General features: G+C 56.8%; 22 protein-coding genes. 6 read left to right on the forward strand and 16 right to left on the reverse strand.

The genetic code is table 11. The annotated features are described in order from the left end of the window. Positions 1–328: 328 nt before the first annotated feature. The 13 genes from V2S86_RS12930 to V2S86_RS12990 form a co-directional block, all read right to left on the reverse strand. The gene (locus V2S86_RS12930; protein WP_330762748.1) at positions 329–1,060 is read right to left on the reverse strand and encodes a LuxR family transcriptional regulator; all 732 of its coding nucleotides are present in this window, start codon (positions 1,058–1,060) and stop codon (positions 329–331) included. Beyond that, entirely contained in the window at positions 1,029–2,735 is a 1,707-nt protein-coding gene (locus V2S86_RS12935) for a PglL family O-oligosaccharyltransferase (protein WP_330762749.1), read from the reverse strand. The genes V2S86_RS12930 and V2S86_RS12935 overlap by 32 nt, the downstream gene beginning before the upstream one ends. A gap of 702 nt (positions 2,736–3,437) precedes the next feature. Beyond that, the gene (locus V2S86_RS12940; protein WP_330762750.1) at positions 3,438–3,929 is read right to left on the reverse strand and encodes a hypothetical protein; all 492 of its coding nucleotides are present in this window, start codon (positions 3,927–3,929) and stop codon (positions 3,438–3,440) included. 355 nt (positions 3,930–4,284) lie between these two features. Beyond that, a complete protein-coding gene (locus tag V2S86_RS12945; protein ID WP_442996183.1) occupies positions 4,285–4,632 on the reverse strand; it encodes a hypothetical protein in 348 nt (115 codons plus the stop codon). Between the two features lie 157 nt (positions 4,633–4,789). Next, positions 4,790–5,386 carry a hypothetical protein gene (locus V2S86_RS12950; protein ID WP_330762752.1) on the reverse strand — a complete coding sequence of 199 codons (597 nt, stop codon included), beginning with the start codon at positions 5,384–5,386 and terminating at the stop codon, positions 4,790–4,792. Beyond that, positions 5,379–5,906 carry a fimbrial protein gene (locus tag V2S86_RS12955; protein WP_330762753.1) on the reverse strand — a complete coding sequence of 176 codons (528 nt, stop codon included), beginning with the start codon at positions 5,904–5,906 and terminating at the stop codon, positions 5,379–5,381. The genes V2S86_RS12950 and V2S86_RS12955 overlap by 8 nt, the downstream gene beginning before the upstream one ends. Positions 5,907–5,920: 14 nt before the next feature. Beyond that, positions 5,921–6,409: a fimbrial protein gene (locus V2S86_RS12960; RefSeq protein WP_330762754.1), complete on the reverse strand. Its 489-nt coding sequence runs from the start codon at positions 6,407–6,409 to the stop codon at positions 5,921–5,923. A 14-nt stretch (positions 6,410–6,423) separates the two neighbouring features. Further along, positions 6,424–6,921 carry a fimbrial protein gene (locus tag V2S86_RS12965; protein ID WP_330762755.1) on the reverse strand — a complete coding sequence of 166 codons (498 nt, stop codon included), beginning with the start codon at positions 6,919–6,921 and terminating at the stop codon, positions 6,424–6,426. Positions 6,922–6,931: 10 nt separating this feature from the next. Continuing rightward, positions 6,932–7,588, reverse strand: coding sequence for a fimbrial protein (locus tag V2S86_RS12970; RefSeq protein WP_330762756.1), 657 nt, complete (start codon positions 7,586–7,588; stop codon positions 6,932–6,934). 29 nt (positions 7,589–7,617) lie between these two features. After that, a complete protein-coding gene (locus V2S86_RS12975; protein ID WP_330762757.1) occupies positions 7,618–8,367 on the reverse strand; it encodes a fimbria/pilus periplasmic chaperone in 750 nt (249 codons plus the stop codon). A 6-nt stretch (positions 8,368–8,373) separates the two neighbouring features. After that, complete coding sequence (locus tag V2S86_RS12980) at positions 8,374–10,920, reverse strand: outer membrane usher protein (protein ID WP_330762758.1); 2,547 nt, start codon at positions 10,918–10,920, stop codon at positions 8,374–8,376. 54 nt (positions 10,921–10,974) lie between these two features. Beyond that, the gene (locus V2S86_RS12985; RefSeq protein WP_004941925.1) at positions 10,975–11,520 is read right to left on the reverse strand and encodes a fimbrial protein; all 546 of its coding nucleotides are present in this window, start codon (positions 11,518–11,520) and stop codon (positions 10,975–10,977) included. Positions 11,521–11,728: 208 nt separating this feature from the next. Further along, a complete protein-coding gene (locus V2S86_RS12990) occupies positions 11,729–12,253 on the reverse strand; it encodes a fimbrial protein (RefSeq protein ID WP_330762759.1) in 525 nt (174 codons plus the stop codon). A 403-nt stretch (positions 12,254–12,656) separates the two neighbouring features. On the opposite strand from V2S86_RS12990, the gene V2S86_RS12995 reads away from it, so the two are divergent. Continuing rightward, the gene (locus V2S86_RS12995) at positions 12,657–13,457 is read left to right on the forward strand and encodes a winged helix-turn-helix domain-containing protein (RefSeq protein ID WP_330762760.1); all 801 of its coding nucleotides are present in this window, start codon (positions 12,657–12,659) and stop codon (positions 13,455–13,457) included. After that, complete coding sequence (locus tag V2S86_RS13000; RefSeq protein ID WP_330762761.1) at positions 13,454–13,918, forward strand: hypothetical protein; 465 nt, start codon at positions 13,454–13,456, stop codon at positions 13,916–13,918. The genes V2S86_RS12995 and V2S86_RS13000 overlap by 4 nt, the downstream gene beginning before the upstream one ends. A 65-nt stretch (positions 13,919–13,983) precedes the next feature. On the opposite strand, the gene dusC is transcribed toward V2S86_RS13000, so the two are convergent. The 3 genes from dusC to rhlE all read right to left on the reverse strand — a co-directional run bounded on the left by dusC (position 13,984) and on the right by rhlE (position 17,782). Further along, complete coding sequence (gene dusC / locus V2S86_RS13005) at positions 13,984–14,913, reverse strand: tRNA dihydrouridine(16) synthase DusC (protein WP_062869983.1); 930 nt, start codon at positions 14,911–14,913, stop codon at positions 13,984–13,986. A gap of 282 nt (positions 14,914–15,195) precedes the next feature. Then, the gene (locus tag V2S86_RS13010) at positions 15,196–16,155 is read right to left on the reverse strand and encodes a D-2-hydroxyacid dehydrogenase family protein (protein WP_330762762.1); all 960 of its coding nucleotides are present in this window, start codon (positions 16,153–16,155) and stop codon (positions 15,196–15,198) included. A gap of 268 nt (positions 16,156–16,423) precedes the next feature. After that, positions 16,424–17,782 carry an ATP-dependent RNA helicase RhlE gene (rhlE, locus tag V2S86_RS13015; RefSeq protein ID WP_064798705.1) on the reverse strand — a complete coding sequence of 453 codons (1,359 nt, stop codon included), beginning with the start codon at positions 17,780–17,782 and terminating at the stop codon, positions 16,424–16,426. A gap of 302 nt (positions 17,783–18,084) precedes the next feature. On the opposite strand from rhlE, the gene cecR reads away from it, so the two are divergent. From cecR to V2S86_RS13035, 4 genes are all read left to right on the forward strand, one after another. Continuing rightward, positions 18,085–18,774: a transcriptional regulator CecR gene (gene cecR, locus V2S86_RS13020; RefSeq protein ID WP_330762763.1), complete on the forward strand. Its 690-nt coding sequence runs from the start codon at positions 18,085–18,087 to the stop codon at positions 18,772–18,774. A 146-nt stretch (positions 18,775–18,920) separates the two neighbouring features. Then, positions 18,921–19,907 carry a secretion protein HlyD gene (hlyD, locus tag V2S86_RS13025; protein WP_330762764.1) on the forward strand — a complete coding sequence of 329 codons (987 nt, stop codon included), beginning with the start codon at positions 18,921–18,923 and terminating at the stop codon, positions 19,905–19,907. 10 nt (positions 19,908–19,917) lie between these two features. Next, positions 19,918–21,648 carry an ATP-binding cassette domain-containing protein gene (locus V2S86_RS13030; RefSeq protein WP_330762765.1) on the forward strand — a complete coding sequence of 577 codons (1,731 nt, stop codon included), beginning with the start codon at positions 19,918–19,920 and terminating at the stop codon, positions 21,646–21,648. Further along, positions 21,645–22,817 (forward strand): ABC transporter permease, encoded by a 1,173-nt coding sequence (locus V2S86_RS13035; RefSeq protein WP_330762766.1) that lies wholly within the window; start codon positions 21,645–21,647, stop codon positions 22,815–22,817. Before V2S86_RS13030 ends, V2S86_RS13035 begins: the two co-directional genes overlap by 4 nt. Positions 22,818–22,828: the final 11 nt, after the last annotated feature.

Below are 22,828 nucleotides of genomic sequence, written 5' to 3' on the forward strand. Positions count from 1 at the left end.
GCTGTGCCCGGCCTTCGATGACAAAGCCGCAGCGTTTTTCGTCCCGGTGTGGCGGATGCCAGTCGGGTACATAAAATTCCCTTTCTGGATAACCCCCCCTCTTTAAAATTATGGTTATTAAGGCAGTCGGCAAAAAAATAATCAGTGAGAACATTGCAAGTGCGAATTATTATTGTTGTTGTACGTTCCCAGGAAGTCTTTCGGGACGGATTGAGAAAGCACGACATTGCTCACATCGCTTCTAGTATTTTTTAGCCAACCCGGTGGCTCTAAGGCTCCCCAGTAATAGGAGAATATTTCATTTATTATTAACAGGGTACGTTATTAATCAATTAAAAAACCTGGAGATTTTGACCAAAGAATAGGGAGTGTTATCTAATCCCAATTTCTTCAGCGCGTTGATTTTTTGGCTGCTGATGGTTTTGATACTTTTCCTTGTTCTAAATGCAATCTTTGTGGGACTCATGCCCAATAGGATAAGTTTTAGCACATTATACTCGATAAAAGATAAAACCTCGCGACTCCCTTGAATGCCGGAAAAGTCCCCTACCCCTATGATTTCACGTTCAAACACCTCAACTCCTGCATCCTCCTCGATAAACCTAAGCGTTTTCATGGATAAATACTCCATGATTGCGATAACCCGCTTTTGCGCAATGACGATGAGATCCCGATGCCCGTAAAAATGCGCATTCCTTAGCAAAGGTAAAATGGTTGGATAGTCGTCATCTGTAACATGAATTAACACTATCGCCTGATCAACATTACCCTCACTTAAATCATCCGGTCCAATAAACGCCATTTCATAGCCTTTTTTATTTTCAAAAATGGACTTTAATGCCAGCTTCGTGAACTGGCATTGACTCATCAATAATATTTTTTTCATATCAGTAAATACGCTAAAGAGTAAAACAGATTTCTGGAATAGACAGTGATTTATACCCAAAATAATTGGAGTTGCATTGAGGCGAGCAGACGCAGCCAACAAAAATGCAGCTTCAAGTATGAAGGGTATACGCCTATTGCCGTCAGAAGCTTGAGCGCGCAAACCGCCTGTCATGGGGAAACAATAACGCCGCCTCGTACCGCAGTTCATCGGCCCGAACATATTCTTGCTGTTGATACAAGATAACCAACAGGTTGGCGTAAACGTTTTTATCAATGCGGTGATTCAGATAACGCTGCGCCCATTGGGCATAGGTTTCCAGCCGCTGCTCGTCACGCGTTCGGTTAAAGGCAAGCAACCCCGCCAACTGGCGATCAAACTGCAGGCGCTCCTCATGCATCCAACTGACCCAGCCCGGCAATGCCTCCACCTGCCGCATATCCTGCAACCCGCCGCGCTCCGCCTGGGTCAATACCCGCGCGCTGTAAAACCCGGTCGCCATGACGAACAGCGCCGCCAGTGACAGGGCCAGCATCGGCAGTCGCCAGGGTTTTAACCCACAGCCGGCGCCAAGGCGCGGGCCGACCAGCCGATCGAGCATTGCCAGCAAAAGCAGGAACACCAGCCAGTGCAGCGCCGACAGGTAAAACGGGTATTCGGTTTGGCTATGCAGCGCAATCGGCAGCAGCGCTACGCACAATGCCAGTGCCTCGCCCGCCGATGCTTTGCCGCAGGCAAAGGTCCGCTTGTCATGCCAGCGGGCGCAGGCCAGCAGTTTGAAGCCCGCCCACACCAGCAGCAGCATCCCTAACAGCGCGACCATGCCCCCTTCCACCCACCACAGCAGCAATTCGTTATGTGGATGACGAGCAATTTCGGTCACCGCCGTGGGCGGGGTTTGGTTAATGCGAAAATACTGAAAACTGTACTCAAAACCGCCGTAACCCCAGCCAAGCAGCGGTTTTTCGGCGATCATCGCCAGCGTATCGCGCAGCATGGTGTAGCGCGCATGGTTGGAGCCGGCATGGCTGGCGTAGCGCAATGCACCGCCCAGCTCACTCCCCCACCACAGCACCAGCACGCCCACCAGGGTGCCGCCGGCCATCAGCAGTGAAGCAATGGCGATAACCTGCGGATAACGGCGGCAAAAGCACAGAACAAACAGCCCCAGCACCAGGGCACCCGCCAGCCAGCCGGTGCGGGATTGCACCCACACCAGCACCATCGGCAGCAGCACCAGCACCACGGCCAGGGTGCGGCGACGCCAGCATTCTGCACGCGGCTCCAGTAGCCGGAACCCCGGCAGCACAAATGCCGCCTGCGCCAGCGCCAGCCCGGTGGCGATAAAACTCGCCAGCACGTTAGGTTGCTGGAAAATGCCAAAGGCACGCAGGCTCCCGGATGGGATCCAGGATTGTGCAATTGCTGGCGCAAACAGCTGCAACAGCACGATTAACGCCTGAACCGCCGCCGCCGATAAAATCACATACAACACCGCATGGCGCTGACGTGCGGTCATGCGTACCTGCAGCCAGGTGAAATAGAACACTGCCCCAGCAAATAAGCCAGCCAGCCGCCAAACGGCGGTGCTTTTCCATTCGGGCCGGGTAAATATAACCGGCATCGCCAACAGCAAACAGGCGGCTATTATTGCGCGACAGCTCGGCGTTATCACAACCCGGTGCAGCGGTGTTGCCCGCCAACACCCCCCTATTAATAGAGCCGCTCCGCCATAGGTCAGCAAATTAAACGGCAGCGCCAACCCCATCCCGCCGGGGTTAGGGATATATATTGCTAACGGAATAAAAAGCAAAAATACAAATAAGAAAAAAACACGGTCGAATATCATAAAAACAACCTGGTAATATTATCATTAAACTTATCGGCGCTATAAATATCGCCATTTGGGTTGTGAAAACATCGACGATGAGCGTGAAGGTAGAGATATGCACAAATGAAGTCAGTAAAGTACCGGTGCTATAAAACTCGCCAGCATATTAGGATACTGGAAAATTCCATGTGGCGCGCAGATTACCGGGATGGGATCCATTGATGTGCGGCCGTTGGCGCCAAGTAGTTTCGGCAACAGGATTAACACCGGAGCCACCGATGCCGATAAGTCAACTACAGCACAGCGTTGCCCCGGCGTGCTGTTGTTATCCCGTATCAGGTTGAATAGAGAGCCGCCTTCACCACCGTCCTGGCACCCGCCAAACGGCGGCGTTTTGTCATTTAGGCCTGGGCAATATTCAAACCGCCCCGCCCAAGGATTTTAATCCCACAACCGCTGCACTCTGTAGACCTTCTACGGTGGGTATCCCCCCGCCCCCCACGATGGACTCACCCGAGACGACATACCAGTGTTGCCGGATCGTGGGGGAAGGATTCACCTTGAGTACGGTCGTCTACAGACGGAGCCAGACAAACGTGTCCGCTGCCGGGATTGCGGCCTTTTCCGAATCGTAGCATTCACAACCCCCTGACTTCTTTCTTTCCGGTGTCCGCTGTCTCGTCTTCATAACGGTGGTGTTTCGATTCTGGTATAGGCCATTCAATCGTATGATATATTTACGACAGCACTCCCAGAGATCACCCCCGCCCCCATCGTTGACACACCGTGAGTCTTCACCCGCAACGGAATATTTTTGGGAGTATTGCTTTCCATCGTTAGCGTCACACTATTTCCGTAACCTCGGCCCCAATCGAGCACTGCGACCGCATCGGTCGTCCCCCCCAGCGGTATGGTTTCGCCCGTATTTGTTTCGACGGTCACCGAAGCCCGTTCGGTGCATTTTATCGATACGTCACTGAACTTGACTTCTTCGGCCTCCTTGCCAAGAAGCGCGGCCAAGCGCACATCGATATTATTCGGGGTTATCGAGCAGGTCGGGGCCTGCACTATTCCTTTTGCGCAATTCGATACGATGGACCCGGCGATCATCAGCCTAAAGGAGTCCCGTGCGGCAACGACGACGCAGGGCTTCATGGGTTTATCATCACTCGCCGGGAGGTAATCTTGTCCCGTGCGGTTTTTTTCTCGCACTGCAGACCACCATTCACCAATGGTCTTATACCTCCATGCGTCCGTAACGGACGGCCATCCACGGTCTGTCGTATTGTACCCTTCGGCACCTTCCGGTAGCCATCTTTCGTCGATGGTAAAAAATCGGAGCGTGCACGAACGGCGGTTCCAGCAGGGGTTCAATTCAGGGTCAGTATTGGAACCCCCGGACACCGTCGCGCTAAAAACCCCGGATGGTTCACTCGGCACCGATGTTACGGACACCTGTAGTTTGCTGTCTGCAACGGTTGACAGTAATGACAACGTTGCCATGAGTATCGGGATCAACAATCGCATGATTTGATGTCTCTGAGTTTTATCTATCAGGCAGATACCGCTAAATATCACCCAACGGATGACCCAGCATTTGTTCTGCCCATATTGCCCACCGTGCCTCGTGCGTCCGCACTCGCAACTCGGTCTCTGTCGATGACAGCCCCTGTCGGCGAGCCTGCTCGTAAAGCCGCGCGCGTCGTGCACGATGGTTTTCCAGCGCTCTGGGTGCTATGGTGGACCCCGTGGGGGTAAACCATACCCCCAGCCAGTCAAACCCCTGCGCAATTCTGCCCAGTTGGGTCTTGTCCGGGTGAGTTTCAAACCCGCCCAGGTCAAAAAATTCATGCAGCCGCTTAACGCTGCGCCGCAGTTGCCAGCGGGTGCGGGTGAACACCAGAAAATCATCCATGTATCTTGCATAAAAGACTCCCTCCTGAGCGTTAAAAAACTGTCTATACCCGTCATACTTGAAGCTGCATCTGTGTTGGCTGCGTGCAGTCACCCCAGTCACTTACCTGAGTAAGCTCCCGGGGACTCCTGCCCTGGCCGCCTTGATGCAACTCCAATTATTTTGGGTATGCATGATGCAACAGGCTGCCGCCAATCAACGGGCTCAGCGCGCAACCCCGGCAGATACCGTTTGGCGGGGAATAAAACTCTCCACCGTCTTCTACGCTGTAATGCACATATTGCTGAATCACATCAAACAACACCGGGTCGGCCACATGCCATTTCAGTTGACTGATCACCTGCTGTTTACGGATGTGCCGGTAATAACCGCGAATGTCCGTTCGGTAGACAAAAGCGTATTCTCCACCGGCCAGGGCAGCCCGGACTTCCGCTACCGAAACCACGCTACCGCCATGCCCGCGCAAATGCATGCAACGAGCGGGTTTTGGCAACAGCGGCTCCGCCAACAACGCGGCCCACTTCAATATCAGCACATCCTGCGCACACCACTGCACCCAACTGCGGCCACCACGCCGCAACGCCTGCATCGGCGCCAGCCGGTAATGCCCACTTTGCAGTTGCCGATAGAGCCGGTCGCCCTGCTGCGCCCAGTGAAAACGCAAATGCCAAATGTCCGCATTGGGCGGCGCATGGCGGCGACGTTGGCACAGCCAGCGCCAGGCGGCTTGCCATGCCGCCGCGCGGTTATTCATACTCCAGGCTAAAGGTCGCCACCGCACTAAACGGCCCGCGTTCGATGACTTTATGCTTCAGCGCGTCTGGTTCACCCTGCACATAGGCGTGCGCCGTCAGAATGTTGGCCCCACTCACCAATGCCTGCGCCTTGCCTGGCTGGTTAATCGGCAACGGCTCACCCTGCGGGGTTTCCATGCCGATGGCGATGCCGCTGGCCTGGCTGGCACCGTTCAGTGCCAGCAGCCCCGGCAGCGCCGCGCTTTCATTGCCGCTGAACGTCACCTTGACCGTTTTGCCCAGGCTCAGATCGCACTGCGCCAGATGCAGCTCAAACGGCTGACCGTGAGTGCGGGTGTTCATATACAGGTACTTGTCGATCACCGTGTCAAAATCCAGCACCACCGTTTCATCGCCCGGCGGGATCACGCAGGGTTCGGCCACCAGCGCGCCATGCAGGCGCATATTCTCCGCCGCGCCGGCCGGTACACTACACAGCAGCAACGCCGCCGTTGCGCACCAGGCCACCTTGTTAACCATGGCTATTCTCCGCCTCATTGGTACACCGCCAGCAGGGTGGCCGTGGCTTCAAACGCCCCTTCTTTCAGCGCTGCGCCCGGCCGTTTGACCGGCACCGCCACAAGCGCTGGCGGCGCGTTCAACTTGATCGGGATCGGTTGATTCAACGTAAACCGCTTGCCGTTTTGCAGCAGGCGAACGGCCAGATCGTCCACGTTGCTCTCGATCGCCGCCTCGTCGTAATCCGCCGGGGTGCCGACCACTTCCAGCGTCATGCTCCATGCCCCGGCACCGGGGCCGGGGCCGGGGCCGCAGGTGATCCTGTAGTTCACCGGTTGCAGGTAGTTAACGCCATCCACCTTGCTGACCCCGACACGGTTGCCGAAATCGACATCCACCTCGCCGCCGTCGTTGATGGTGCACGGCGGCGGTTCGATCAGGGTGCCGGAAAAACGCATGTTGTCCGCCGCCGCTGCCGGGCCGCCGAGGGCCATTAACAGAAAAATGCTGCCGTATCTCGCCATTGCCTCAGCCCCTTTCACTGGTATTCCACCTTCATGGTCGCCCCGGCGGAGAAGGCCCCGCCGCTCAACGTCGCCCCGGCCTGCTTGACCGGCACCGCCTCAAACGTTGGCATATTGGGGTAGGTAAAATTCACCCAGGTGTTGATCGGCTGCCGATTGCCGTTGCGCAACAGCGCCACCCCTAAATCATCCTTGTTGGTTTTCAGCACGTCAGTGTCAAAGCCGGCGCCGGTACCCTGGATCTGCATTTTCATCGCATTGTTCGACGCGTTTTTGCACTCCACCGAATACACCACCGGCTGTTTCTTGTAGCCGCCGTCGATGCGGGTCGTCATGACGTCGTTGCCGAAATTCACTTCGATCAGGTTATTGTCGTTAATCACACAGGGCGGTGGTGCGACGATGGTCACCGTCACTTTTATCGTTGCGACTGCCTGCACCTGCGGGCCGTACAACAACACCAACGCCGCCAGCCCACAGCCGGGCAAACACTGTCTAAATTTTGCCTTCATGCCCATTCCCTTAGTCATAGCTGAGCTGGAAATCCACCACCGCCGAATAGGCGCCGGGCAGCAACTGCGCACGGGTGCGTTCCGGCGTGATGCGGTAATTCAGCGTGTTTTGCCCCACCGCCAGCGCCAGTGGCGCCCCGCGACTGCCAAGGCGGATATCCCTGCCGCGCTCATCACTAATGCGCAACGCCAGCCCGGAAGCGCCGTGCACCTTCACCAGTTCCGGGTTGTCAGCATCCGCCGGCGCGATAAAACTCACCGACACCGCCGGCTGATGGGCGCTCCACAGCAGATTGCCGGTGCGTTGATCCCGGTTGGCGGCCGGGCCACGCAGGCAGTCGCGCAGCTGCAATTGCACGTTCACTGACGCACCGCGATCGCCGGATTTTGCCAGTTGCGCCGTGGTGGTATTGCCCAGCCACACCGCCTGATACGCGCTCGCCATCTCCAGCCGGCAGGCGCTTTCGGTCAGTTCGCCGCGCACATGCAGCACGCCATGGGCACCTTCCACCTGCCAGTTATCCGCCGCCAGGGCTGACGGCATCAGCCACAGCATCACGCATAGGCACACCGGCACCATCATCACCACCGCGGTAATCACCAGGGTATACAACCATTCATGGCGGCGGTAACCGTCGCCGTTCCATCGCCGGGATGTTGTTCGCATCGCTTATCCACCTGTTGTGTCAGTGGGCCTTATTTGCTGCCCGCCACCGCCTGGCAGCTCGCGCCGTTACAGTTAAAGCTCAGCTGCGGGCGGCCGCCGTAGTCGTTGACGTAAGTCAGCACCGGCGCGTTACCCAACGCAGAGGCCGCGACCTTCAGCGGTGTATTGCCCTTGGGTGCCACCATCAGCGGTTCGAAGCCCGGCGCGCTGGCACCGCCTTTTTTGCTGCTGGCGTCCACCAGCGTCACGTAATACGGCGTCGGGTTATTCACCTGGTAGCTGTCGCCCTGTTTGGTCAAGGTCAGTTTTTCCTGCCACGGCGCGCTGGCTTCCGGGTTGGCTACCGCAATCGCCTTCGGCCGGTAGAACAGCTTGATGCGGGTTTGCAGCGCCAGTTGCAGCGTGTTGGGTTTGTCGCTCTTCGGCGGGATCTCGCGCAGGTTGAAGTAGAACAGCGTTTCGCGATCCTGCGGCAGCGTATTGGCGGCCGGCAGCCCCTGCACTTTCACCTGGCTCTTGGCCCCCGGTTCCAGGCGTTGCACCGGCGGCAATACCGTCAATGGGCTGGTGATTTTTTTGCCGTTGGCGTCTTCGATCCAGCCCTGCGCAAGATAAGGCAGCTGTTTGTTCTCGTTGCTGATGCTCATGCTCACCGACTTGTCGCCGCCGCTGAAGATCACCCGGGTGCGGTCCAGCGCGATGGCAGCCGTTGCCTGTTGGGCGCACAGCAGGCCCGCCAGGCCGCCGGCAATTAATGTCACTAGATTATTGGTTTTCATTGATCTCTACTCTTTAACAGTGTTTAACGCCTTGCCGTTGGCCACCGGGCCGCAAGGCAGTAACAGATTGGTCAATTGGCCAGGCGACAGCGTCTGCGGCAGGGTAAAGCCGCACTGCTCCGCGCCGCCCCAGCTCACGCTCATGGCTTCCCCGGCGTTGATGCCGCTCAGGTAGACTTCGCCGTTGTCATTGATAATGCCCACCTCCTGCCGCTTGCCGTTGCGCACCGTGGCGCCAAACGGCGGGGCAGAACCGTCCGCCAGCCGCACTACCGCCATCGCCTTCTCGCCGGCGATCACCTCAAAACGTCGGTAGCCGATGGCACCTTCGGTCAGGGTGGCCTGCGCCACGCTCTGGCTGACCTCGGCGTTTTCCGGCAACGTGTTCAGATCGATACTGAACTGGTTGCGGTAGTAACTGCCGACGTCCACCACCACCGCCTTGCCGAACGCATTTGTCAGCGTCGGTGAGCTGTAACCGCGGATCGGGATCCCCGGCACGCCGTCGGTATCCAGCAACATGCGGGTGCCACCGCTTATGCTGCTGCGGTGCAAGGCCGCCCCTTTCAGGGTGGCGGTCGCGCCGCCCTGCATCGACAGCCCCAGCGAGCTGTACTGCCCGGCCTGGTAGCTGGCGCTGGCGTTCACCTGGCTGAGATCGCCGCTGTGGCTGTAGTAGCCGCTGGCTGTCGCGCCGCTGCGCGCAGTACCGGCGCTCACCTGGTAAGTGTCGCGCTCATTGAGCCGGTCGTAATACCCCACCTGATGGGTGTTATCGTTGCGGTTGTAACTGCCGCTGTAGCTCAGTGAGCCATTGCTGCCCCACGGCAGCGACAGCGACAGGTACATGCCGTCGTCATTGGTGCCGTTATATTTGTTGCGATAGCCGGTCAGCGACAGGCTGATATTCCTGAAGCGCCCCAGGTCGAAATAGCGCGACAGCGTCAGGTTGTAACGGTCATTCGCCGGCCGGTCCCAGTAGGTCTGGTGGTTGTAGTTGAGATAGGCACTCAACCCCAGATCGCGGAACTGCTGGTTAAAGGTGATGGTGTACATCTCCTTGCTGCTGTTGGTTCGCGTACCGTCGCGGCGTGCATCCAGGTATTCGCCCATCGACATATAGTTGCGCTCCGAGAAGCGGTAGCCGGCAAAGGTCACCTGGCTGTCATAGTCGTCAAAGCGCTTGGAATAGCTCAGGCGGTATGAACCGCCGCTCAGCGTGCCCTGCTGCGGCAGGTTGGCGCGTGACTGGGTGGCGTCGAAAGACAGTGCACCGAACATCATCAGATCACGCCCCACCCCCAGCGCCAGCGCGTTGTAATCGCCGCCCGCCACGCCGCCGCCGTACAGCGACCAGCCGTTGCTCACGCCCCAGGAAAACTCGCCGGAGCCGAACATCGGCCCGTCGCTATGGTGTTCCCAGTCAGCCGGCCGGCCGGCCGCCACCTTGTAACGCACCGAGCCGGGCCGGGTCAGGTACGGGATGCTGGCGGTGTCCATCTTGAACTCCTGCACGCTGCCGTCCTGCTCTTCCACCCGCACGTCCAGCTGGCCGCTGACCGCGTCGTTGATGTCCTGAATGCGGAACGGCCCCGCTGCCACCTGGGTCTCATACAACACGCGCCCTTGCTGGCGAATAATCACCTTGGCGTTGCTGCGCGCCACGCCGGTCACCTCCGGCGCATAGCCGCGCAGGTTGGGCGGCAGCATGTTGTCGTCGGTCACCAGGCTGGCGCCGGCAAAACGCACGCTGTCGAAGATGTCGGAGTTTAAATAGTCCTCGCCCATCGTCAGCCTGGCACCCAGCTTCGGCAGTGCGCGGTAGGCGTAGTAACGGCTCCAGTCCCAGCTGGTGCGGGTCGGCTCGCCCGAGCCACCCTGGTGATCCAGCCGCGATTGCCAGTCTGCCCGCAGCCGCCAGGCGCCCAGATTGCCGCCAAGGGTGCCGTTGCCGCTGAGGTTATAACTCTGCGTGCCCTGCTTTTGCTGGCGCTGGCTTTGCGCATTCAGGTTGTAATCAAACAGCACCCCCGGGATCCCCTCGTCCCAGCGTGAAGGCGGGTCCCAGTTTTCTGCGGTATATTCCAGATACGCCTGCGGAATATTCAGGTACAGCGCCGCCGCGCCTAAATCGCCGCGCATTTCCATCCCCTCCAGGCTGCGGGGATCCATACACTGGTTTTGGTGCCACCAGGTCAATTTCAGTAATGCAGATTCTTTTAACCCCAGTTGCTCAACCAACTGCGGCGTAATACAGGCTTCACTGCCTTTGGCATCGTCATCCGGCGGGTAAAACGCCACCGGCCGATCGGTTAATGTCTGTTTATTAATGTGCACGGCAAACAGATAATCACCGGGCATAATAAAGTTGCCGCGAGAAAACTGCTCCAGGTCAATATTGGCGCGATCCGTCACATCCAGTACGTCGGTATTGAATTCAATATCAGCAGCTGCGACATTGGCAGCATTCCCCGCCAGAATAAAGACGATCAACAGCCCCAAGATTCGCGGTCGTATTTTCCCTATACAGCCATATGACGGAGTAGTTGACATCCGCAGACCCTTATCAATAATTATTTAATTCGCAGTTACCGCATTCAGGCATATTTAGTAGTAATCCATTTTAAAGCGCACGGTGGAGTAATAACTCCCGGCCTTCATTACCTGATTATTGCCAATCAACCGCAGGCCATAATTAAACTCCATGGTGCCGGGTTGAATTTCATTTTTTGCCATGGGCATTCCGGGTGCGGCGACATTCCCCCGCTTATCGGATATTTGCAGGGCAATGCCCTTCGCGTTACCGTCAATACCAAATAATCCGGCATCTTCTCTGCCGTCAAAGGTCACGGCAAAATATCGCCAGTCATCCAGCGCAGGGTTGAATTTCTCTAACGTGCAATTCACCAGCTTAATAGTAAACTCATGCAACTCGCCCTGGCCGTCACGAATAATCTGGCTGACGGGCAGCGTCGCCAGAGTAATGGTTTGGTCAAGGCTTTCAGTATCAATGGCGCAGGCGGAGGCGATAATCCTGCCATTCACGGTCACTTCGCCACGCCCCTGATTGGCCGATTGCGCCAAAGAGGAACACAGCAACAGATTAACTAACACCGCACTGTGCAATATCCTTTTGCCATGCTGTGAATGCATACCTTCTCCCCACATAACGAGTTAATATACCCGTCATACTTCAAGTTGCAGGTGTGTTGGCTGCCTTTACTCACCCGAATCACTTACTTGAGTAAGCTCATCGGGATTCGCTCAGTTGCCGCCTTCCTGCAACTCCAATTATTTTGGGTATAAGCAGCATGCGGGTTGCCCCGCATGCAATTAACTGTGCGAATTAATCGCCGTGGGCTTATTGGTACGCCAGGGTAAAGTCAGCAACAGAGTTGAATTCGCCCGGGGTGATGGCAGCAGAAGCGCCGTCGCCCTGCAGGTGTGCGCTGAAGCGCAGGGTTGCCTGGCCGTCTTCAATTTTTTGCGCTTTGCTGGCTTTGGTCAGTGGCAGCAGTTTACCGTCGAGGTCGTTGATGGCGATACTGGCGCCGCGAGCGGAACCTTTCATTGCCAGCAGGCCAGGAGCCGCTTCAGACTCGGCACCGCTAAAGGTGGTGGTCACGTCTTTAGCCGTTTCCACATCACAACCGACCAGCTTGATCACAATATCCTGCGGCGTAGACTTGCCGCCGTTTTTCAGCTGTGCAGAGGCGATATCGCCCAGCTCCACAGTCTGATGCAGGCTGCCCGGCTCGATAGAACACGGTGCATCAATGATAGAACCGTTAAAGGTTACGGTGCCGGAACCTTGGTTAGCGGCGTTAGCCATAGAGATAGTACCCAGGGTCATTACGGCTGCCAGCATGATTTTGTTCAGTTTCATTGTGTTAATTCCATATATACAATTAATTTAATAAAGAAAGAGTCCTTGTGCTTACGCAGCCACTCTTTATTTTTTCACGTTCGCCAATACAGAGAATCTTGCTACCCCCCCTATTTTGGCGATGTGAAAATGATACCCCCGCCAAAAGCAAAACAGCAAAATAAACTAAATAGGTTAAAATTTACAACATTAAAACCTTAAAAAATGCGATTAATTATATTTTTACACTAAAAATTATCAAAATAATGGCAGCGACAAGATTATTAAACCAGAATAAAAACAATAAATTATCGTCAATGGAAAAATCTTATGGATGCAATAAGATTTTTCTTGAAAACCAAGTCATCTGGGTTAGGATATAGGCTAACAACAAGACCTGCTAATCCACATAAAACTTATAAACATGAAATACATAATAAACAAAATCGTTGTTTTTAACTCTGAAGAATTAACATTGTGTCTGTACGAGAATAACCAGGTTGTCACCAGGCTGACTAAACCGGCAAGCCGGTTACTGCTGGAATTAATACAAAACAACAGGAAAAACATTACCCGGGATGATCTCATGGAAAGGGTGTGGACTACCTACGGCTTCACCGCCTCTAATGCCGGTTTAAATAATTACATTAGCGAACTGCGCAAAGAATTTGCTCTATTGGGCATCAAGGAAATTATCATTACCATCCCCAAAGTGGGCTTCAGGTTTGAGGTTGATATTGACTTTATGGATGATATTGCCCAAAGAACTAAAGCTCCCGTTATTCTCGAAGCTGTAGCACAGCCAGAAAATGGTGTGGTTCTGCACAAAAAAAATCGAATGTATACCCCTGGGTTATTGCCATACAAAAAGTGGCTGTTGATTGCTTCGGGGTTAGTTATTATTTTTATTTTCTCAGGCGTAAATTTGTTGAAAGGGAAAAACGACGAAAGTTATCCCTATCAGCGGATATCTAAGATAGATAACTGTGAGATCTACACTATTGGAGAAATAGATAATGGGAATAATTTATTATTGAAAATAAAAAACACTCTAAAGCAACAGAAGATTGATTGCGCACAAACCCATGCCGACATTTTCTACATGGAAGAAATTGCCAGCAAAAAAATGGTGCGATCTGATTTAATTTCTATTTGCAATAAAAACAAAAAAAACCATTATGACACCTGTTTCAACATAAAAAACCTGAGAAATACATCAAAATGAAAAAACTGCTGATTGTCCTGAATGCGTTTCTTTTTTTGCTGTTCTTTTCATTCAGTATTCGTGCCGAAGAACCCTTCAAATGCGCATCACCTTATGAGTTTTTGATAGAAAAGGACAATGATTTCACGCTGTATGATGGCCGTATAACCCTATTTCTGAAGAGCGAAAACGAAGGTTTTTTCGTCATGTCCGGCAAGGTCCAGACCAAAGAAAACCACTATCTTCTTTCCAGAGTCAGTTACTTTTCTTTTGCCCCTATGGAGATCAATCATGTTAAAAAGGCGACTATCACCAAGGTGATAAAATACCCTATTGATACAACCCCCGAAAATATTTGGCTGGCCGATATTTCACCTAGACCACAGAAGATAGACTTCCCTCTGGAAATATGGCGATTAAAAGATAACCTTATGCTGGTAAAATACATGGACACTGGGTATCTCATCTGCGCAAAAAAATAAACATTTCTAACAATGAGATAAATTAGCGCGGGTTATCACCAGGGTAACCCGCCGCTTTTCTCACGTCAGCGGCAAATCACCCGCGCAATGTCCTTCGAGTTGGTCAGAGCGCGCACTTCGCCGAACAGCTCGGTGGCCTCTGCATACTCTTTGCGTAAATACCCCAGCCACTGCTTGATGCGCGCCACGTGATACAGGCCGGTGTCGCCCTGCTTTTCCAGCTGAACGTATTTTTGCAGCAGTTGCACCACCTGCGGCCACGGCATGCGCGGTTCGTTGTATTTCACCACCCGGCTCAGGTTCGGCACGTTTAATGCGCCGCGCCCCAGCATCACCGCGTCGCAGCCAGTAGTTTGCAGGCAGTCTTGCGCGCTTTGGTAATCCCAGATTTCGCCGTTGGCGATCACCGGAATGGTCAGCCGCTTGCGGATCTCGCCAATCGCCGCCCAGTTAATGCGCTCGGCCTTGTAGCCGTCCTCTTTGGTACGGCCATGCACCGCCAGCTCGGTGGCACCCGCCTGTTGTACCGCGTCGGCGATTTCAAAACTGCGGCTGTCGCTGTCCCAACCCAGGCGTACCTTTACCGTTACCGGCAGATGATCCGGCACCGCCGCGCGCATCGCTTTAGCGCCCTGGTAAATCAGTTCCGGGTCTTTCAGCAAGGTTGCCCCGCCGCCGCTGCCGTTAACCAGCTTGGACGGGCAGCCGCAGTTGAGATCGACGCCGTAAGAGCCCAGCTCGACCGCGCGGGCGGCGTTTTCCCCCAGCCACTGCGGGTGCTGGCCCAACAGCTGGATGCGCACCAGCGTGCCGGACGGGGTGCGGCTGGCGTGGTGCAGTTCGGGGCAAAGGCGATAGAAAGATTTGGCCGGCAGCAGTTGATCGACCACGCGCAGGAATTCGGTGATGCACAGGTCATAGTCGTTCACTTCGGTGAGCAGCTCGCGCACCAAAGAATCGAGAACGCCCTCCATCGGAGCCAATAATACGCGCATGATTACCCCTGCTTAAAAAGACGCGCAATGATACGGGGGAATGCCGGTATCAGACAAGCGCACGGGGGAATAAACCCTGCATATTTGAAGCTGCATCTTTGTTGGCTTCCTGCGGATATTCGGCCCATCCGTGGGCCTCCCCCCTTTGGGGCCGCTGCAAGCAGCGTTCAAATCTGTTCCTGACAGATTTGTCACCCCGGTCACGTACTACCTGTACGCTCCCAGGGATGCGCTTAGTTGCCGCCGCGATGCAACTCCAATTATTTTGGGATTCAAACCGCCTTAGCTCAACCTGCGCAGGGGCTGCCCGGCGAGAAACGCCTCGATGTCCTCAATCGCCTCGCGGAAGTAGATGCGGTAGTTGTCATCGGCCACGTAACCCAGGTGCGGCGTCGCCAGCACGTTGGGCAGGCGGCGGAAGATATCGTCCGCCGGCAAGGGTTCAACCTCGAACACGTCCAGCCCGGCACCGGCGATCCGTTGTTGTTGCAGGGCTTCTATCAATGCCGCCTGATCGACAATCGCCGCGCGCGAAGTGTTGATCAGATAGGCGGAAGGTTTCATCGCGGCCAGTTCATCGCGCCCCACCAGCCCACGGCTGCGTTCGCTCAGCACCAAATGGACGGAGACAAAATCGCTCTGCTCGAACAGCGCCCGTTTCGACTCGGCCAGCGCAACGCCCTGTTGCCCGGCTCTTTCCGCCGTCAGGTTCTGGCTCCAGGCCAGCACCCGCATGTCGAACGCCTGCGCCACCTTGGCCATCTGGCTGCCAATCTTGCCCAGCCCCAGCAGGCCCAGCGTTTTGCCTTGCAGGGTGACGCCAAGCGCCTGTTGCCAGGGGCCGTTATTGCGCAGCCCGGCATTTTCCGCCACCGTGTGCTTTGCCAGCCCCAGCAGCAGCGCCCAGGTCAGCTCCATCGGCGCGGCCGAGCCGCTGGCGGTGCCGCAAACCACAATGCCGCGCTGTTCGGCAGCGGCCAGATCGATAGAGGCATTGCGCATACCGGAGGTGATCAGCAGTTTTAACTTCGGCAAACGGGCCAGCAGCGTGGCGGTGATCGGCGTGCGCTCGCGCATGATCACCAGCATGTCGCAGTCTTGCAGGTGCACCGCCAGCTCCGCCTCGTCGGTAAAATGCTGGCTCATGGCGAACACCTCGACCCGCCCGGCGATCGCCGACCAGTCCGCCATGGTGAGCGCCACCTGCTGATAATCATCAAGAATTGCGCACTTCAGTTTCATCACCGGCTCCAGAGAAATTGAGTTACCCCGTCGATCCTAGTATGAAAATTCACTTCCGCCAGACATAAAAAAAGCCACCTATAAAGGTGGCCCAGACTGCTGACAAAGCCGATTATTAGGGAGAGCGTGCCGAAGGGGTCGTAGCGGCTTGCCCGCCGGAGCGCCCCTCGGTGCGCTAGGCCCGGGTATCTCGGGTTTAAAGACAACTTTGTCATCAAACTCAGCCACCTATAAAGGTGGCCTGATAGCGTCTTGCAACAGCGCGATATTATTCGCCCGGTTTGCGACTGCGCGGACGGCGTGCCGGCGCGCCTGAACGCGGTTTGCCATCGCCCTGAGGACGGGCACTGCCGCCGCCACGGTTTTCACGTTGGCCGCTATGGCCGCCGCCGTTACCGCTGCGCTGGCCGCCACCGGAGCGTTGACCGCCGCCGTTGCCGCGCCCGCCACCCTGACGGCCGTTGATGATCGGCTCCGCCTTGATGCTTGGGTCCGGCTCGTAGCCTGGCAGGGCAATACGCGGGATTTCACGCTTCAGCAGGCGCTCGATGTCGCGCAGCAGTTTGTGTTCATCCACGCACACCAACGAGATAGCCTCACCGGTACGCTCTGCACGGCCGGTACGGCCGATGCGGTGCACGTAATCTTCCGGCACGTTAGGCAGCTCGTAGTTCACCACGTGCGGCAACTGGTCGATGTCCAGACCGCGCGCCGCGATGTCGGTTGCCACCAGCACGCGAATTTTGCCGTCTTTAAAATCGGCCAATGCACGGGTACGCGCGCCCTGGCTTTTATTGCCGTGGATCGCTGCGGCAGTGATGCCGTCTTTGTTCAGTTGCTCGGCCAGGTGGTTGGCGCCGTGCTTGGTGCGGTTGAACACCAATACTTGCTTCCAGTCGCCTTCGCCGATCATCTGCGACAGCAGTTCCCGCTTACGCTTCTTGTCGACGAAGTGCACGCTTTGTTCGATCTGCTCGGACGCGGTGTTGCGGCGCGCCACTTCCACCGATGCCGGGTTGTGCAGCAGCTTGTTCGCCAACGCTTTGATGTCGTCGGAGAAGGTGGCCGAGAACAGCAGGTTCTGACGCTTGGCAGGCAGCTTGGCCAGCACGCGGCGGATATCATGGATAAAGCCCATATCCAGCATGCGGTCAGCTTCGTCCAGCACCAGAATTTCAATTTTGGACAGGTCAACCGCGTTCTGGTGTTCCAGATCCAGCAGGCGACCCGGTGTTGCCACCAGAATGTCGACGCCGCCGCGCAGTTTCATCATCTGCGGGTTGATGCTCACGCCGCCAAACACCACCAGCGAACGCAGGCGCAGGTGTTTGCTGTAAGCTTCGACGTTTTCGCCGATCTGCGCCGCCAGTTCACGGGTTGGCGTCAGGATCAGCGCACGTACCGGGCGACGGCCTTTGATCGGATGATCATGCTTACTCAGCAGCTGCAATAGCGGCAGGGTAAAGCCAGCGGTTTTACCGGTACCGGTCTGTGCGCTGGCCATCAGGTCACGACCTTCCAACACCACAGGGATAGCCTGGCGCTGAATTGGCGTAGGTTCGCGATAGCCCTGTTCTTCAACAGCGCGCAGAATTTCAGCACTTAAGCCGAGAGTTTCAAATGACATAGTAGAGAAAAGCTCCAGATCCCCCCTAACCTAAACAATGTTCGGTGCAGTTTCCTGGGAGGATGATCAGACGGGGCATTAAGCATGACCACGAGGGATTTGGCACAAACTGCAGTGCACCAGCGCGGGAGTGTAGCAGAAGTCGCACAAGAAAACGCAATTTTACTGACCGAAAGCACAATATGCCGGAAATTCAGCATATCCCGAGAATAACCTGAATTTAAAAAGGGTTTCTGGTTGCATTTCACCCAATCTGGCATAAAGTTAATCATATGATTGATTAACTTTTGCGAGCACCGTCTATGCCAGCTCATCAAACTTCCGGCCGGGCGCGCGGCGAACAGGCGCGCCAGCAGCTGATCGCCGCCGCCATCGAGATGTTCGGCGAATACGGCATTCAGGGCGCGACCACCCGCGATATCGCCCAGCGCGCCGGGCAGAACATCGCCGCCATTACCTATTACTTCAATTCCAAAGAAGGCCTCTATCTGGCCGTTGCGCAGTGGATCGCCGACTTTATCCAGCAGGCGTTCCGCCCGTTGGCCGAGGAAATTGACCGCTTCTGGCAACGGCCCGCCGCCGAGCGCCGGCCGGAACAGTATCTCGCTTACCTGAAAAGCGGGCTGCTGGCGTTCAGCGAACTGATGACCCAACCGCATACGCTGAACCTGAGCAAAATCATGTCGCGCGAACAGCTCTCGCCTACCGATGCTTATCCGCTGATCCACCAGCAGGTGATAGCGCCGCTGCATAGCAAACTGTGCCGCCTGTTGGCGGCCTATACCGGCATCGACGAGCGCTCGACCAAAATCGTGCTGCACACTCACGCGCTGATCGGCGAGGTACTGTCGTTTCGCATCGCGCGGGAAACCGTGCGCCGGCAAGCGGGCTGGCAGCAGATAGGTGCGGCCGAAGCGGCGCAGATCGGCGAGGTGCTGGCAGAACACATAGATCTTCTGGTGAATGGGCTGCGCCAGCGTTATGGCGCATAAACCCCGCGTCTTTCAAGCTACGGCGTTGTTGACTGCGTGCACGCCCCCCAGTCACTTACTTGAGTAAGCTCCTGGGGACTCACGCACTTGTCGCCTGGCCGTAACGTGAAATTCATTGGGTTTAATCTTTATAGGCAGGGAGTGTTATGAACAAGAAACGCAGTGCCATTATTGTGGCGGTTATCGTGCTGATCGCCGCCGCCGGTTACGGCTTTTGGTATTACCAACAGCAGCAAGACCAGCCGCTGACGCTGTACGGCAACGTCGATATCCGCACGGTGAATCTCGGCTTCCGCGTCGACGGGCGGCTGGCGTCGCTGACCGTGGACGAGGGCGATCCGCTCCAACCGGGGCAACTGCTCGGCAAGCTGGACGATGCGCCGTACATTAACGCGCTGCAACAGGCGCAGGCCAACGTCGCCAGCGCCAAGGCCAAGCTGGCGCTGCTGATGGCCGGTTACCGCGCCGAAGAAATTGCCCAGGTGCGTTCGGAAGTGGCGCAACGCCTTTCCGCCTTTAACTATGCCGACAGCTTCCTCAAGCGCCAGCAAGGATTATGGGCGAAAAACGCCACCTCCGCCGATGCGCTGGAAGATGCCCGCACTTCGCGCAATCAGGCGCAGGCCAACCTGCAGGCCTCGAAAGACAAGCTGTCGCAATACCTCAGCGGCAACCGCCCGCAGGAGATAGAAGAAGCCAAAGCCAATCTGGCGCAAAATGAAGCCGCGCTGGCGCAGGCGCAGCTGAATTTGCACGATACCACCCTGGTTTCCCCTTCGGCCGGCACGGTGCTGACGCGCGCTGTCGAGCCGGGCACCATGCTCAGCGCCGGCGGCACGGTATTCACGCTTTCGCTGACCCGCCCGGTGTGGGTGCGCGCCTATGTGAACGAATCCAGTCTGAGCAAAGCGGTGCCGGGTGCCGAACTGGAAATTTATACCGATGGCCGGCCGAACAAGCCTTATCACGGCAAAATCGGCTTTGTGTCGCCGACCGCCGAATTTACGCCGAAAAGCGTCGAAACCCCGGATCTGCGCACCGATTTGGTGTACCGGCTGCGGGTGATCGTCACCGACGCCGATGACGCATTGCGCCAGGGCATGCCGGTCACCGTTCGTTTTGCCAAACCTTGAGGGGGCGGTAATGGAACAGGTCATTGAACTGGCGGCGTTGGAAAAACGTTTCCCGTCGTTGGCAAAACCCGCGGTCGCCAGCCTGACCACCCGCCTGACCAGTGGCGCGGTCACCGGGCTGGTTGGCCCGGACGGCGCGGGCAAAACCACGCTGCTGCGCATGCTGGCCGGGTTGCTGAAACCCAGCAGCGGTACGCTGCGCGTCGCCGGGTTGGATCCGATCGCGCAAGATCGTCAACTGCACGCCATCCTCGGTTACATGCCGCAAAAGTTCGGGCTGTATGAAGATCTGACGGTCATGGAAAACCTGACGCTGTACGCCGATCTGCGCGGCGTCACCGGCGATCTGCGTAAACAGACTTTCGAGCGGCTGCTGACCTTCACCGATCTCACCCGTTTCACCACCCGCCTCGCGGGCAAGCTTTCCGGCGGCATGAAGCAAAAACTCGGGCTGGCCTGCACGCTGCTGGGCCAACCGCAGGTGCTGCTGCTGGATGAGCCGGGAGTCGGCGTCGATCCGATCTCGCGCCGCGAACTGTGGCGCATGGTGCATGAGTTGGCCGACGACGGGATGCTGATCCTGTGGAGCACCTCCTATCTTGACGAGGCCGAGCAGTGCCGCGACGTGCTGTTGCTCAATGAAGGGGAATTGCTGTTCAGCGGCGCGCCTAAAGATCTGACCCAGCGCATGGCCGGGCGCACGGTATTGATTGCTCCCCCCGCCGGCAGCCACCGCGCTCTGCTGCAACGGGCGATCTGCCTGCCTTCGGTCACCGACGGGGTGATCCAGGGCAAATACCTGCGGCTGATCCTCAAGCAGGGCGAAGATCACCGCCAGGTATTGCAAGCGCTGGATCTGCCGGATGCCGAAATGACAGAAGCGGATCCGCGCTTCGAGGATGCGTTTATCGATCTGCTCGGCGGCGGGCCAAACAGCAAATCGGCGCTGGCGGAGATCATGCCCACTGTCGAGGGCGAAAGCACGCAAACGGTGATTGAAGCTCAGGGGCTAACCAAGAAATTCGGCGATTTCGCCGCCACCGACCATGTGGACTTCAAGGTGCAGCGCGGCGAGATTTTCGGCCTGCTCGGCCCGAACGGCGCCGGCAAATCCACCACCTTCAAAATGATGTGCGGGCTGCTGGTGCCGACCGAAGGCAAGGCGCTGGTGCTGGATATGGACTTGAAAACCAGCTCCGGCAAGGCGCGCCAACACTTGGGCTATATGGCGCAGAAATTCTCGCTGTACGGCAACCTGACGGTGGCGCAAAACCTGAAATTTTTCTCCGGCGTCTACGGCCTGAGCGGCAAAGCGCAGCGCGAAAAAATCAACGAGATGTCGACCGCCTTCAACTTTGAGCCGATCCTCAGCCAAACGCCGGATTCGCTGCCGCTCGGTTTCAAGCAACGGCTGGCACTGGCCTGCGCGCTGATGCACGAACCGGACATTCTGTTTCTCGACGAACCGACCTCGGGCGTAGACCCCCTGACCCGCCGCGAGTTCTGGTTGCACATCAACGGCATGGTGGATAAAGGCGTGACGGTGATGGTCACGACCCACTTTATGGACGAGGCGGAATACTGCGATCGCATCGGGCTGGTGTATCGCGGCAAGATCATTGCCGCCGGCACGCCGGACGATCTCAAACAGCAGGTCGCCTGCGACGACAACCCCAACCCTTCAATGGAGCAGGCGTTTATCGATCTGGTGCAGGGTTACGATCGGGAGGAGCAGCCGTGAGCGAGAAAGTAGCCGTGAACGAGAAAACAACCTCCGCCGACGCCAGCGGTTTCTCCTGGCGGCGGCTGCGTGCGCTGTGCCTGAAAGAGACGCGGCAGATCCTGCGCGATCCCAGCAGCGGGTTGATTGCCTTTGTGATCCCATTGATGCTGTTGTTTATCTTCGGCTACGGCATCAACCTGGATTCCAGCAAGCTGCGACTGGGCATTTTGATGGAGCAACAGAGCGAAGACGCCCGCGATCTGGCCCACGCTTTCGCCGGTTCGCCCTACATTGAGCCGACCATCAGCGACAACCGCCAAGGGTTGATCCAACTGATGCAGGCCGGACAGATCCGCGGCTTGGTGGTGATCCCCAATGACTTTGCCCAACGTATGGCGCGGCCGCACGACAGCGCGCCAATCCAGGTAATCACCGACGGCAGCGAGCCGAACACCGCCAACTTTGTCCAGGGCTATACCCAGGGCGTGTGGCAAATCTGGCAGCAGCAGCGCGCCACCGATCGCGGGCGCGAGGACAAGCCGCTGATTGACGTGCAGATGCGTTACTGGTTTAACCCGGCGGCCATCAGCCGGTACTACATCATTCCCGGCGCCATCACCATTATCATGACGGTAATTGGCGCGATCCTCACCTCGCTGGTGATCGCCCGCGAGTGGGAACGCGGCACCATGGAGGCGCTGCTCTCCACCCAGGTGACGCGCAGCGAACTGTTGCTTTCCAAACTGGTGCCCTACTACTTCCTCGGCATGATCGCCATGGTGCTGTGCATGGTGGTGTCGGTATTCGTGCTCGGCGTGCCCTACCGCGGTTCGCTGCTGATTTTGTTCGTGATCAGCAGCCTGTTCCTCGCCAGTACGCTCGGCATGGGGCTGCTGATTTCCACCCTCACCCGCAATCAGTTCAACGCGGCGATGGTGGCGCTGAACGCCGCCTTTCTGCCTTCGATCATGCTGTCCGGCTTTATCTTCCAGATCGACAGCATGCCGGCGATCGTGCGTGCCGTGACCTATATCATCCCGGCGCGCTACTTCGTCAGCACGCTGCAGACGCTGTTTTTGGCGGGCAACGTCGGCACGGTACTGATGATTAACCTGCTGTTCCTGATCGCCTCGGCGGTGGTATTTATCGGCCTGACGGCCTGGAAAACCCAGCGGCGGCTGGATTAAGGAGCCAGATG

This window comes from Serratia sp. C2(1) (assembly GCF_036352655.1).
GTDB lineage: Bacteria > Pseudomonadota > Gammaproteobacteria > Enterobacterales > Enterobacteriaceae > Serratia > Serratia inhibens.